General features: G+C 61.0%; 9 protein-coding genes and 1 tRNA gene. 7 read left to right on the forward strand and 3 right to left on the reverse strand.

Annotated features, from left to right (window positions below; translation table 11 throughout):
* Positions 1-38: 38 nt before the first annotated feature.
* Positions 39-115: transfer RNA gene (locus tag B5G20_RS03940), tRNA-Glu, on the reverse strand.
* Between the two features lie 256 nt (positions 116-371).
* Here B5G20_RS03940 and B5G20_RS03945 point away from each other — a divergent pair.
* The 3 genes from B5G20_RS03945 to B5G20_RS03955 all read left to right on the forward strand — a co-directional run bounded on the left by B5G20_RS03945 (position 372) and on the right by B5G20_RS03955 (position 3,770).
* Positions 372-1,805, forward strand: coding sequence for a lysylphosphatidylglycerol synthase transmembrane domain-containing protein (locus B5G20_RS03945; RefSeq protein ID WP_087355285.1), 1,434 nt, complete (start codon positions 372-374; stop codon positions 1,803-1,805).
* Positions 1,806-2,516: 711 nt separating this feature from the next.
* Positions 2,517-2,957 (forward strand): MarR family transcriptional regulator, encoded by a 441-nt coding sequence (locus tag B5G20_RS03950; RefSeq protein ID WP_239286865.1) that lies wholly within the window; start codon positions 2,517-2,519, stop codon positions 2,955-2,957.
* Positions 2,958-3,770 carry a DUF6198 family protein gene (locus B5G20_RS03955; RefSeq protein ID WP_204207644.1) on the forward strand — a complete coding sequence of 271 codons (813 nt, stop codon included), beginning with the start codon at positions 2,958-2,960 and terminating at the stop codon, positions 3,768-3,770.
* Positions 3,771-4,189: 419 nt separating this feature from the next.
* On the opposite strand, the gene B5G20_RS03960 is transcribed toward B5G20_RS03955, so the two are convergent.
* Together B5G20_RS03960 and B5G20_RS03965 are read right to left on the reverse strand one after the other, a co-directional pair.
* Positions 4,190-7,096, reverse strand: coding sequence for an ABC transporter permease (locus tag B5G20_RS03960; RefSeq protein WP_087355289.1), 2,907 nt, complete (start codon positions 7,094-7,096; stop codon positions 4,190-4,192).
* Positions 7,097-7,867 carry an ABC transporter ATP-binding protein gene (locus B5G20_RS03965; RefSeq protein WP_239286866.1) on the reverse strand — a complete coding sequence of 257 codons (771 nt, stop codon included), beginning with the start codon at positions 7,865-7,867 and terminating at the stop codon, positions 7,097-7,099.
* A 195-nt stretch (positions 7,868-8,062) separates the two neighbouring features.
* Here B5G20_RS03965 and B5G20_RS10140 point away from each other — a divergent pair, with 195 nt between their 5' ends.
* The 4 genes from B5G20_RS10140 (at position 8,063) to B5G20_RS03975 (ending at position 13,886) form a co-directional block, all read left to right on the forward strand.
* Complete coding sequence (locus B5G20_RS10140) at positions 8,063-8,500, forward strand: hypothetical protein (protein ID WP_143750214.1); 438 nt, start codon at positions 8,063-8,065, stop codon at positions 8,498-8,500.
* 300 nt (positions 8,501-8,800) lie between these two features.
* On the forward strand, positions 8,801-9,376 hold the full coding sequence (locus B5G20_RS10325) for a hypothetical protein (protein ID WP_158094388.1): 576 nt from the start codon (positions 8,801-8,803) through the stop codon (positions 9,374-9,376).
* 44 nt (positions 9,377-9,420) lie between these two features.
* Positions 9,421-11,253, forward strand: coding sequence for an ABC transporter ATP-binding protein (locus B5G20_RS03970; RefSeq protein WP_158094389.1), 1,833 nt, complete (start codon positions 9,421-9,423; stop codon positions 11,251-11,253).
* Between the two features lie 8 nt (positions 11,254-11,261).
* On the forward strand, positions 11,262-13,886 hold the full coding sequence (locus B5G20_RS03975; RefSeq protein WP_087355293.1) for a helix-turn-helix transcriptional regulator: 2,625 nt from the start codon (positions 11,262-11,264) through the stop codon (positions 13,884-13,886).
* The last annotated feature ends 14 nt before the right edge of the window (positions 13,887-13,900 follow it).

A 13,900-nucleotide genomic window follows, 5' to 3' on the forward strand; every position in this document is an offset into this window, starting at 1 on the left:
CAAACGAAAACGGACCCCGAAGGGTCCGTAAAACTCGATGGTAGCCCGTACCAGATTCGAACTGGTGATCTCCGCCTTGAGAGGGCGGCGTCCTAAACCGCTAGACGAACGGGCCATGTCACACGTGGGCTTAGCCCTTGTGCGAGTAGGTATATTACGGGAAGCCGCTCAACCGCGCAAGACCCTATTGCCAAGTTTTTAGAACTTATGGGTATCCCGTGAAGGCGCTCTGGCACGGGGTCGCGCGCAGCGCTCTGGAGTTTTCTGCCGCTGGCCAAATGGTTCAGGGTGCGCGCGGGCCATACGGTACACTACAAAGATACGGATTGTACGGATGGCCGGGGACGCCCGGTTGCTGCTAGGGGAGCGCCATGTCGGATCCAATCAAGCACACTACGCCCAAGGGAACGGTCGATGCGGCCCCCGCGGGCGGAGATGACCACAAGGGCGCGCGCCGTGGTGCGATCTTTATCGGCTTCGTCCTCATCTGCTACATCATCTTTTTGGTGGTTACCGGGCAGGTCGCCCAGTTTTGGTCGGCCATGCAGAACGTACAGATTCCCTGGCTCGTGGTGGCCTGCGTCTGCATGGGGCTCTACATGCTGTTTGGTGTGGCGGCCTACGCCATCGCTGTGTGGCTCGATCCCAATTCGCCGGTGGGCGTGCGTGACCTCATCTCGGTCGAGATGAGCGGTATCTTCTTTGGCAACCTCACGCCCATGATGGTCGGTTCGTCGCCTGCGCAGATCTACCGCCTCACTAAGTGCGGCATGAATGCGGGCGAGGCGGCGGCAACGCAGTTTACGCGTTTTATCGTCTACCAGTTTGGCCTCGTGGCTTGGGGCGCCATCCTGCTGCTTGCGCGCATGCCGTTCTTTGCCGAGAAGTACGGCGACATCACCTTGCTGTGCGTCTTTAGCTTTGGCGGGCACTTCTTGCTGCTGCTCGCAATCTTTGCCGTGTGCCTCATGCCCGGGACGGTCATCAAGGTCGGGCGGCTGGTGCTCTCGGTTCTTGCGCGCATGGGCGTTGCCACGCACAAGATCGAGGAGTGGCGGACCTTCCTCGATACCGAGGTCTACTCGTTCTCCGAGAAGTTCAAGGTGTCAGCCGCGCATCGCTCGTCGATGGCACTCACGGTCGTCATCACGATGATCCAGCTCGCTTTCTTCTACCTCGTGCCGTACTTCCTCATGCTGTCGTTTGGCCACCACGATGTCGACTTCTTCTCGGTGATGGCAGCCTCCGCGTTTGTGCAGCTGCTCTCCTCGGCCGTGCCGCTCCCCGGTGGCACGGGCGGCGCCGAGGGCGGCTTTGCGCTCTTCCTGGGGCACTTCTATGGCTCTGCGGCAACGGCGGGTTATCTGCTCTGGCGCCTCATCACCTTTATCGCCCCGACCATCATCGCCGCCCCCATGCTCGGCCTCAAGAGCGCTCACCGCGCGACGATCCACGAGCGCTGGGTGCGGTTCTCCGGGCGGTTTATGCCGATTACGGCCCAGCGACGCTCCGGAAGCTCGCGGCATGCGGCCGAGCGTCGTGAGCTCCATGCCGGAGTCGTTGAGGCACCTGCGGCTGCGCTGACTCAAGAGGCCGAGGCCCCGACCGAGCACGCCGTCTCTGCGTCGCAGGCGGGCACTGCTGCAGCGCCGGAGCCGCGTGCTGCAAAGACTGTCTCGGCGGCTCAGCCCTCGCCCGCGGGCAAGCCCAAGGCCAAGCGCAAGAAGGCGCCGCGCGCCGTGGTGCGCCGGACCTCGGAGGGCATCACCGTGATCCCGCGGGCGCCGCGCAAGCCCAAGCAGTAAGGGGGACGTGGCGCCGCGGCGCACCTACATCCCGGTTGCCCCGCAGATGGTCAAACGAAGGGGCCTCTCCTCCATCTGGTTTGACGTTCTGCGTAACAACGTTCGGTTCGGCCTGCGTTCCCTTGCGGCTTGTCAAAGGAAGTCGCTGCTAGGGCATCTCGTTTGACATTCTGCAGGATAACGCTGTCGCCGTTCTGCGTTCCGCTACAGCTTGTCAAAATATGATGACGCCCAGGTTCCCCGTTTGACGTATTGCAGTACAACATTCGGCCCAGCCTGCATTCCGTTGCGGATCGTCAAAAGAAGCCGTCGGGTGGATTCCCCGTTTGACGTTCTGCGGCATAACGTTCTGGTCGGTCTTTGTTCCGCCGCAGCCCGTTACATGAATCCGCTGATTGGGCGCCTGGTTTGACGTTCTGCGGTATTACGCTCAAGCAGGTCTGAATTCCGCTGCATCCTGGCAAAAGAATGTGTCGCGCGGGCGTCCCGCTTGACGCCCTGCGATGCAATCCGGGTACGCGCACGGCCATCACTTTGCAGGGCGGCTGGGCCCGGTCTGAATCTTCAGGTCGGGATCGGTTGCTGTTCTTTAGGTAATCCAGTCCCGCACTAACTATTCGGCCGAAGGCTTGACACTCTCGGCAAACGGTCGTACAACTTTGAATACCAACTGTTTGTATTCCAACGGTTAACACATCAGGGGAGATGACCATGGGGGATCCCCAGCCCATCCATCATCAGCTCTTGGTCGCCTTTTCGCACTCCAACCGCGCGATGCTCTCGCGCAGCCGAGCCGCCGGTCTCAAGCCGGGGCAGCCTAAAGTGCTCGAGTACGTTGTCTTTCATGAAGGGTGCTCACAGCGCGACATTGCACGCGCTTGCGTCATGGACAAGTCCACGGTCACGAGTGTAGTAACCCGCATGGAGGAGGAAGGGCTTCTCGAGCGACGGGCTCGCCCGGGAGACCGTCGCGAGGTGGAGATTCGCCTCACACAGTCAGGGCGCGACGCGGCCGAGAAGGTGCTCAGGTACCGCGACGAGGTGGATGACATCGCTTGGGGCAACCTCACGCACGAGGAGCGAGCGGAGCTCTCATCGCTCCTTGCCCGCGTGATTCGCCATTTTGAGGGCGCCGAGGAGAAGGGGAGATAGATGCAGGTGGACCTTACCGTAGAAGAAGACATGTCGCTGGCGGAGCATCTTGGGGACATTGCGCCGGGTACCTTGCGTTCGCGGGAGGCGGCTGACCTCATCAGTCGCATCGGTCGCGAGCGCGCCGTGCAAGACGCTCATGCCAACCTGCTGCAGCGCTATCTCTGGTTTATCCTGGGTGTGGCCATCAACTCGTTTGGCGTGGCCTTTATCACCAAGGCGGCGCTCGGAACCTCTCCGGTCTCAAGCGTTCCCTACGTGCTCGACCTCGCCTTTTCGCCCACGCTCGGTGAGTTCACCTTTGTTCTCAACACCCTCTACGTGCTCATGCAGGTGGCGATGCTGCGGCGTGACTTTAAGCCCATCCAGCTACTGCAGCTTGCGGTGAACGTGGTCTTCAGCGCGCTCATCGACGTGAGCATGGGCTTCCTCGGTTGGCTCAACCCCACCACACTGCCTTTGCAGCTCGTCTCGCTCGTTGCGGGTTGCGCGATTCTTGCGCTTGGCATTGCTATCGAGGTCGCCCCGAACGTTCTCGTCGTGCCCGGTGAAGGGCTGGTGCGCACGATTTCGGGCGTGACGGAGAAGCCCTTTGGCACCTGCAAGGTCGCCTTTGACGTGACGCTCGTTGCCATTGCTGTGGTGCTTTCGTTTCTCTTTTTTGGGCGGCTCAACGGCCTGGGGCTTGGCACCATCGTCTCGGCGCTCGCCGTGGGGCGTCTCTGCAACCTCTACAACCTGCACCTGCCGCTGATCGCTGCCATCGCGCGCCTCACGCGCGGTCGGTACGGAGCGCCGCGCGAGGCCCTTTAAGTGGCAGCGGCGAGCGGCGTATCTTGGGGTTTAGCTGGACTGTCCGGCTACTCTGTAGCGTAACGCTCGCGCTGGCCCGCATTCCGCTGCAGTCTGTCTAAGGGGAGCGCAGCTTACGTTTCTCGTTTGATGTTTTGCGGTGCAGCGCCTGAGTTGGTCTGCGTTTCGCTGCATCTTGTCAAAAGGAGCTGTCGTCCGAACGCCTTGTTTGACATTCTGCTACATAACGCTTGGGTCGACCTGTATTCCACGGCGTCTTGTCAAACGAGGCTGCTGCATGGGCGCCTCGTTTGACATTCCGCAGTGCAACTTGGGCGTGCTGTGCGATTACCGCACTACAGAACAGCCGGGCCCGGTCTGATTGTTCAGGCCGGGCCCGGTTTTGCGGTGCGCCTGCTGATTGCGACGTTGCTGCGCCCCTACAGCGCGTCGGTGCGCAGCGACTCCACGATGCTCGCGCTCTTGCTCTTGGTGAGCGCATAGATGCAGCTCACGATGATGATCGCCACCACCACGATGCCGGCGATCAGGATCTCCCGCCACGGCACGGTGAGCGCGTAGGTCGCAAAGGACTGGCTCATGGTGTTGGCGAGGAGCGCTGTGACCCCAAGCCCCAGCGCAAGGCCGATGGCAAAACCGCGCAGCGCATAGCTCGTACACTCGTAGGCGATCATCCGCCTAAAGGCGCGGTTGCCCATGCCGATGGACTTGAGCACCGCAAACTCGCGGCGGCGCAGGATGAGCGAGTTGGTGAGGGTGTTAAAGACGTTCGTCACGGCGATGAGCCCGCAGATGACGGTAAAGCAGTAGATAAAAGTCTGCACCGTGTCGGCCATCATCCGCGTCTGCATCTTGGCGGCGGCGTAGTTGGTATAGGCGCAGTCGAGCTCGGGGTAGCCCTCGGCAATGGTGGAGATGGCGTCCTCGGCGCGTGACGCCGCGTCGCCGGAGCCGGCGCAGTCAAAGTTCATCCATGCGTTGCCAAAGCCCATGGTGCGGGTGAGGTCGATGGCCGAGAGGGGCAGGATGAGCGTGAGCGCGCGTCCGTGCGCGACGAGGCCTGTGGGCGCGGCGTCGGCAAGGGCGCCCACCTCGATGGAGTCGGAGGTGGCGATCGCTTGACCGAGCGGGACAAACTGCTCCGATCCGTCGGGTGCGTTGTACCACACGGCGCGCTCGCCGTTCTCGTCGGAGACCACGCCGCCCGCATAGAAGCCGTCCAGGTTTGCGAACGACAGGCTCTCGATCTGGCCGGTGGCCGAGATGGGCGAGTAGCTCGAGTAGATGCCCGCGTCGTTGACGTCGTAGCGGTTGAGGGCGATGGCGCGCGGTGCGGCCAGGTCACAGAACTCCTTGGCCGAGAGACCCTGCTCCTCCACGTAGGAGCGCCACAGGGCATCGTCGAGGTACTCCACGTAGACGGGACCCGACCAGCCGCCGTCTTGGAGCATGGTGCCAAAGAATTGCGCCGAGCCGCTCGCGCTGACCATGTTGGCGGGGATAAGGGCGTCGGCGATGTAGGTCATGCCGTAGCCAACCTGGCGCGCGCCCTCGATATCGGCTGTGTCGCCGGCCAAGCGCTCGAGTGCTCGGGCGATGCCCGCGTTGTCGTAGGTGCCGTCCTCGCGCAGGAGCGCCCCGTCTGTACCGGCCGATGCCGTAGCGTCGATCCGCACCGAGAGGTCGACGCTCTCCACCGTGTTAAGCGCGGTGGAGCTTGCGTAGCCAAGGACGTTGGCGATGCTCCCCGAGATGATGAGGAGCGCGACCGAGATGGCAAGGGCGGAGACCGTCACGCGGCCCTTGGAGGTGCTCCGCGAGAGGTTGCGGTGGGCGACAAAGCCGGGCACGCCAAAGAGCCGGGCGGAAAGACCGCGCGGGCGGGCGGCGAGCTCGTCGGGTGTCTCGACTTTGGCGCGGCGGGCGGTACGGGTGAGCTTGCGGCGAGCACGCCCGGTGAGGCGCACGTCCTGCGTTTGGCGGATGGCGTCCACGGCCGAGACGCGGCTCGCGCGGCGGGCAGGGAGCCAGGCGCTTACGAGGAGCGTCGCCAGGGCGAGGGCCGCCGAGAGGGCGATGGCCACAGGGTCCACCACCACGCGCACCTCCACGCCATAGGTGTTGACGTCAAACATCGCGGCAAGGCCCTCACCGGTGCAGGTAAAGACAACGAGGCAGCCGAGGAGTCCGAGCGCGATGCCGAGGGGGATGCCGATGGCGCCGAGTACGAGCGACTCGGTGAGGACAGTGCGGCGGAGCTGCCGGCGGCTCGCGCCGAGGGACGAGAGGAGCCCGAACTGCCGCGTGCGCTCGGCCACCGAGATGGCAAAAGCGTTGTAGACGAGCGAGATGCCCGCGACGAGGATGACCGCGGCAAGGATGGCGGCGATGCCGTAGAGGGTGTCCCAGATGTCGGCCGAGCCGGTGACGCCCTGCCAGCGCAGGAGCGTGTTGTGTGTCACCACGCCGCCTTGGGCAAGGTCGTCAGTCTCGGTGAGCTCGGCGGTAACGGCGTCGACGTCGGCGGCGCGCTTGAGCGAGAAGAGCGAGGAGACGGTCGTTGCCGGCGCGTCGTCCACAAGGGCGGCTGCCGCAGCCGTGCCGTCGTCGTAGGTGTAGAGGCAGTTGCCGCCGAGCGCGCGCGTGGCGGAGAAGCCGTAGGAGCGGTAGAAGCCAACGACGGTATAGGCGCGCGTGCCGAGGTCGGGCGTAAAGGAGTTCTCGGTGGTCTCGTCATCATAATAGGAGCCGATGTCGGAGGTGCCGGTGACGGTTTGCTCTTCACCCGTGTCGGAATCGACAAAGCGCACCGTGCGCGTGCCGAGCTCCGCGGTGAGGGTGCTGCCCACGCTGATGGGGCCCGTGCTGGTAAGACCGCAGGGCGCGAGCTCGACGCCGTCGAGGTAGTGGGGGAGGATGACCTCGCCGGGCGCCTCGGGCGCGCGGCCGGACTCGATCTTGGGCAGGGCGACGAGGTGGTCCGGGTCGTCGGCGGGCCACGTCTTGGCAAAGAGCCAGTTGCCGTAGTCGGCAGCGTTCTCGCTCCCGAGGTCGATGGTGCCCAGCTCGGCGACCTCAAGATGGTCGGCGATGCGGTCGTCGTCCTCGATAAACGAGAGCCCCTGCTCGCTGAGCCCGGCGGCTTCCACCTGCCAGGTGCCCTCGTCTGCGGCGGTGCGTTCGGCAAGGAGGGTCTGGATGCTCACCACGCTCGTGAGCACTGCGGTGATGAGCGCGCAGGAGAGCGCGATGCCGATGACCGATACGATGGTGCGCGTGCGGTTTTTGGCGAGCGACCGCAGGGCAAAACGCGAGAAGACGCTCATTTACCGCACCTCCTGCCCAAGGGGGTTGGCTGGGGACGTGTTCCGTTCATCCCCTCTGGGGGCGGCGGCACTTCGGGCAAGAGGGGGCGCGGTGCGGCGGCGCTCGTCGCGCACCAAGCGTCCGTCCTCGATGGCAAGGACGCGGTCGGCCTGCAGGGCGATATCCTCGTCGTGGGTGATCACGATGAGCGTCTGCTTGAGCTGGCGGTTAGAGTCGCGCAGAAGCTGCATGATCTCGGTCGAGTTCTTGGAGTCGAGGTTGCCCGTGGGCTCGTCGGCAAGCACCACGGCGGGCGCGTTCATGAGGGCGCGGCCGATGGCGACCCGCTGCTGCTGCCCGCCCGAGAGCTGGTTGGGGAGGGCGTGCTCGCGGCCCGTGAGTTTGAGCGCGCGGAGGAGCATCTCAAGGCGCCGTGCGTTGACCTCTCGGCCGTCCATGCGCACGGGGAGCGTCATGTTCTCTACCACGTCGAGCACGGGGATGAGGTTGTAGAACTGGTAGACGAGGCCGACCTCTCGGCGGCGAAAGACGGCAAGCTCCTCGTCCGTGCGGGCGAAGATGTCCTGTCCCTGGAGCCGTACGGTGCCCGAGGTGGGTCGGTCGACGCCGCCCATGAGGTGCAGGAGGGTGGACTTGCCGGAGCCGGAGCTCCCGATGATGGCGATAAACTCACCCGCCTCGACGCTGAACGAGACGTCATCGAGCGCTCGGACGGCAGTGGGGCCGGAGCCGTAGACGCGGGTGAGGTGCTCCACGGTAAGGATGTTCATGGCGTTCCCTTCGCTTGCGGGGGACAGGTCACCTACCATAGTGGACAAGGCGCCTTGCCGCTAGGTGACCGCCGCATGACACATCCGTCACATCCAAAGATACCCTCGCTGTATGACAGACAAATACTGCAGCTTAGTGCACTGTAGGGTTCGTATTGTCCTCGTAATGGATGAGGACGCAACGAGAATGGTGAGATGATGAGGACCTCAAGAAGAGCTAAGCTGATTGCAGTTGCTGCTGGCGTGGCGCTGTTGCTGGGAGGTGGCACCGCTTATGCCGACAGCATCGAACCCTTTGCCATTACTCCCCAGTGGACAACCCGCTCCATCAACATCGGGCGTGTTGGGACATCGTGGGCGGGGGATGGAACGAAGTCTCTCACTTCGAGCAGCTATGGCCAGGCCACAGTTACTCGTGCATCTGGTGTTTCTGCCAGCAATGCTCTTCAGGTATCGGCGCGCAACAGCTCGGGAGACCTCCAGTACCCTTCACGCATCACTGCTTCCGGTCAAACGGTAACTTATATTCGAAACACTTTTGGAGGAACCATTACCTTTACGCCGAGCATGCGGGCATCCTCTGGGACCATTTCGAATATCGGTGGTACGTGGCGGTATTACGAGATGCCGTAAGGCGCGGGGTGCGGTATGAGGCGATCACTCGGTTGCTCGGTTCTTGGTAATCCATCGCTTCGCGATATGGTGCGTCCCGTCCCCGTAGTGCTGGTTGTGGCAGTCATCGTGCTCGTCGTGCGGGATGCCCTCGATATCGTTACGTCGTTCTACACTTGGACACCGGATACGGGCGATATCTTTGGATGGAATTTACCGCCGCTCCTGGTTGCCTCGCAGATACTGTCTAACTCATTCGTTTGCTGGTTGGGAGCTCCTCTGTCGTTGCTTATTCGCGTTCGGCGGGAGCTCCCTCCCCGCATGCAACAGCAGCTCATCTCCCAAGGGGCGCCCGAGCATGGTCTCATGTGCGCTTTGGTGCGCGTGACACTCTTGCATGCACTGCTCTTCTGGCTTATCTGCGCGGTCCTCTCAGCCGCGCTTGCCTTCTTAACGTGTCGAGGCAGTTTTGACCCCACTTATATCGACCTTCTCTCCGAAGCGGGCATTCCATTGCCACCTGGACCGTTGCCGGTCTCGTGTACCGTCCTCAGTGCGGTCACGGCTATTCCGCCCATGTTGTCGTCTCTTGCGGCGCTTGCGGTCATCCAGGCATTCGGAAGCTTCGCCGTCGCTTGTGCTATTTCGCCGATGCTGTATCTGGCGAAAATGGTTTTGCCGATCATCACGCAGGTAACCCCGTCTCGATTCGGAGTCATCGTCATGCACCTCGCTACATGGCTTGCCTCGTTCAACACTTTTCAAATCTCATATGGGGGTGCGTCCGAGTTCTCTGCTGCCCTTGTTGCTGGTGTTGCGCGAGCGATTTTGCTGGCCGTCCTGCTTATCGGCACATCCGTCCATCTCAACCGTGCCATTGTTCGGAGGAGACTTTGATGTGGGCTACTGGTCGACGATGTGCGTGCTTTGAGCTACGGCGCATGCTCACTCCGGTGCGCCTTATGTTTGCTGCGGCGATAATCGTCTGGATCGGAATTCTTGCCTATCAAGATCTGGTAACCCTGCAGCTTGCTCGTGGGGGAGTTTTGGAGGGGTCTACCGTTTGGGATGTGTTCTATCTCGCGCTCAACAATGAATGGTGCTGTACCCTTCTGTTCCCGCTTGGTGTCCTTGTTGTTGCGGGGGATACGGTGTCACGCGATCAAGGTGGAGCTGTTTCTGCGTTTGCTGTCTCGCGCGGCGAGCACGTTGGGCGTATTGCAGCGGGCAAAATCGCTGCCGTCGTAATCTGCGGCATCGCGTTTAGCGCGGTGACCTGTGTCTCACTTGCGGTATTTGATGCTCTTGCATTTCACACACCACTCTCGTGTCGTGCGGTTCCTGATTGGCTCTCCTATTCAGGGGACACCGACACGTATCTTCGAGCTGGTCCGCTCGTCTATGCGCTAATTCCCTCTACGTGGAGTTATGGGGCGCTTTTGGTGATGCTGGTGATATGCGAAGGCGCTCTATCCGGCATCATCGCGCTCTTCTTTATGGCGATTGCCCCGAGTAACCGTCTGCGCTACCTTCCGCTGCTCATTGACCTTGGGGTTGTTCTGGGCTTTACGGCGCTACCTAGTATCTGGGTCAAGTTGAGCTTCCTTATACGCGGCGGACCGGGTGCGTTGCCGGGTGGCGTCTCTGATGTCGGCATGGTGCTCGACCGATTTTGCTTGGCGAGTTACGTTTTGGGTGCAGGGTTTTGGCAAACCTCCGTAGGGGGACCCGCTTTGCTGGCTCAAGAGCTCTCGGTAAATCCCGGTCCATATCCAGAGGGATATCTTGAGTCGATTGCGCAAGGATACGCTGTTAACAGCTTCGGGTCTCTTGTCATCTTATGTGCAGTTATGTTTGTATTTTCAATACTCCGTATCGATGGGGCGGTACGTTCGTCGTGTCAAAAAATGGACAGCGGGCGGAGGAGGTTCAGCATGAGCCGTGGAGAGCAACGTGGGTCATTTGCATCGTTGCTGCGATCTGTTGAGGGTGGTCCGCGTCGGGCCCTAGGTCCCGGGCATCCCAAAACACCGCGTGGGGCACACTTTAGCTCCTTAGCTAAAAAACAGGTCTTGACATCACGTGAGCCCGTCGTTGACTTGACTGGCGTGACCGTTCGTTTTGGGCATCGTGCGATCTTTGAGGATGCGACATTTCAAGCCTCGCGGGGCGAGGTGGTTGGGCTTGTCGGAGAAAACGGCAGGGGAAAGACGACCCTCCTCATGGTGCTCGCCGGCCTTCTCGAACCCGATGAGGGGACAGGACACGTGCTTGAGAGGCCGCTTCGGAATCGACCGACGGGCGGCTGTGGTGTGCTCTTTGATAATCCCGCATTTATTGAGGAGCGTTCTGGGCTAGAGAACCTTACCATGTTTGCACAGTATTGCAGGCTGCGTTTAGAAACTGCGTCACCGCTGCTACGTAAGGTGGGGCTTAACCCAGCAGATCGTAAGCCGGTGCACGCCTATTCCCTCGGTATGCGCAAGCGGCTCGCCTTCGCGCTTGCCACAATGGGCGATCCGCCGCTTTTGTTGCTCGATGAGCCCCTTAACGGCGTAGACCCCGTCGGCGTCGTTACCCTAAGAGAGCTCATCGCCGCTTATGCGAGGCGAGGCGGCACCGTAGTGATATCGAGTCATATGCTGGATGAACTGCAGCGGATCTGCGACAGGGTATATCTCGTAAAAGACCGGCAGCTTACCGAGATGGACTATCGTCGAGATGCTCCGGGAGACCTTGAACGTGCATATCTGAGGCTTACGCGGCAAGGTTAGTTGGGGAAATGGGGGTTCTCGTGCGTATCGTTCTGCGCCGCATCGCCCTACTGATTTCGTTTGTCGCGCATTGCGCAACGCTCGCTATCCTTACCCTTCACGTGTTCTCCCTGTTCTCGGTGGTGCACGATGAGGGGGCAAGCATTGCGGGTTTTAGTCTTCTGTACGTTGGGGGGATTGCGGTATCCTCTGCGCCCTTGCTCCTCTTACCGTTTGGACTTGGGGTCGTGATGCGCGGCATTGGACGGCGTGCGCCTGATACTTTGAGTACAGATTCGAAGCTTCGCATGGCAGAAGTTGCGTATCTCGCCTGCGCCGTTGCGGCTTTAACCCCTGTGCCTAATCCTTTGCATAATCTTGGGGTCATTGGCCTCTCCTGTACCGCGGGCGCAGCGTTGACCCGGTGCGCGCGGTATCTTCTTTCGCTTTCCAGTCGGGGTAGCACTGTCGCTGTCCTTCTGGCGGCGGTAACAGTTGTGCTTTGCCTCGCGGCGCCCGTGCTCGTAGCGCTGATCGGCATAGTTGCGGGAACCTTACACGCGGCATTGCCCCCCGATCGTACGGGGGATGCCTTTGAAAAGCGTGCCGACATCCTCGCACCCGGTTTGCTTAAGGGGTTCGCAATTACTTTGTTGCTTGTTGTTATGCTCGCTATGTGCGCGTACCGGGACGATGTGGTTAGCGCTTCGTATCTTCAAACGTTGCAAGGCGCCATTGGAGTCCTTACCAGGGCTTGGGCATTGAGTGCCGCCGGGGTGCTCGACGCGGTAATCTTGATGCTCGTGAGGCAGGTTAAGGTGCTGCGTCCGAGTTTCGGGCTTGTCTGTGCGGTTCTGACGACAGCGTGCAGCTTGCTCCTTACGAGCCTTCGCTTCATCGACTATCTCATCCTTCTCGATATTCTCGCCGCCCTTCTGATTTCTTGCGAAGTGAACGGTGCTGGGCAGAAGACTGATGATCGCGACGGGCGGTCAGATAGCGTCTCATGGGTTCCCGCGTTGGCGGGGTTGGTATCGATGGGAAGGCCGCTGCTATATCCGCAGCTTCTTCTAGGCCAGTCGCCCTATGTGCTCTTGAGTTATCTTGTGCTTGCAGGTGGATGCCTTGCTCTACTGGCCTTCCTTTCCGTTTTGGCGTTACGGAGTGGTGGGGTGTTTGCGCAGCATGAGCTTGCGACGCTTGCAGACCTTTCGGAGCGCTCGGGGCTCACGCGGCGGGAGTACGAGGTGATGCGGGGCGTGGTTGCAGGCGTCTCGCTTCAGGGAATTGCTGCCCAATTGGGGATTGCTCGCGCCACTGCAGGCACATATGCGACGCGCGCCTATCGTAAGCTTGGCGTGAGCGACCGTGCTGGGATGTTGGAGATGGTGGCGGTGTACCCGGCGTCAGGGGAAACCGTGAAAGACGAGCGAAAAGAAACTCTGCGTGCGACGCGTACCTGTTTGCTGGCACTGTGGCGCGCGCGGGCAGTCATCATGGGGGTCGTTGAAGGGGGCATGGCCCTGTTCGGTACATGGGGCGTTCTTTCGGAGACGCCCCTTGGCAAGGGCGATCCATCGGGGACCTGCGTGTATGCGGTTGTTGCCGTTGGAGTTGGCTTGGCACTCGCAGCGGCGGGCGACGACTTGCCTTGGATGGACGACAACAATCGCGTGGCACACAACATTACCTTGGGCGCGCTCGGTCTATGCACGGCGCTTGTGGTCCTTTTGAGCACCGGAAAACTTTGGGGTTCCGCACCTTTGGCCTCGATAGCCCTCATATCGCTTGTGATTTTAGGGATCTTGAGTGGTGCAGAGAGGTCGAAGCGATCGATTTGCTGGCGCGCTGCGGGTGTTGGAGCTGCGGTTTTCGCCATCATTGTACAACCCGATGCCGCTCCATTCCTGTTGACAATCGGCTGCGTAATCGCCGCGGTGCTTACATTAATCACGTTGCCCCAAGCAAATGGACGAGGTGTTGACGGCGCGGATTGCGCTGCGTCGTCGCGGCAGCATGGAAATCGTCGGTTGCCGTTGCATCTTCAGACAGGGCTTACTCTTGGTGCGTTTGGTATGGTCGAGCTGCTCAGCTATCCGTTGGAGTCTAGTCGACCCTATTTTATTTTCCTGTGCGGAGAGCTCGTTTCCTGCAAGAGTTTTGCGGCTTGCATCCTTTCGGTGTTTGTCGTCGGTTTTGCAATCGTTCTGCTGGGCTTGATGCGTCGCCTGAATCTGCGGAGCGGTGCTCTAGCTCAAGAATTCGTCTTGCCTTGTGTGGTCGGTTGCATCTTTGGCGGAAGCTTGGGAACAGATGGATTGTTGAGGATTACGCAGGGGCAGCATGCCCTGCTTTGTCTTGGATTCATGCTCGTTGGCGTGTTTGCAACGCTTGCTGCCATTTTTCGCATGGCTGGGCGGGAGGCCCAATCGGGTGCTACGGATGAGGAGCTCGTCGACCGCATTATTGATACTACCCCGCTTACCCGCGCTGAGGCACAGGTGGCGCTTCTGCTTGCGCGAGGTTGGAGCGCAAAGCGTATTGCAGAGTATCTTGTCATTTCACCGCAGACCGTGGCAACGCACCGCAAGCGCATCTACCGGAAATTAGGCGTTCATCGTCAGAGCGCGGTTGCTGATGCTCTCGACATGTGACAATGGAGACAGGT

The sequence above is a fragment of the Collinsella sp. An7 genome (assembly GCF_002159335.1).
Lineage (GTDB): Bacteria > Actinomycetota > Coriobacteriia > Coriobacteriales > Coriobacteriaceae > Coprousia.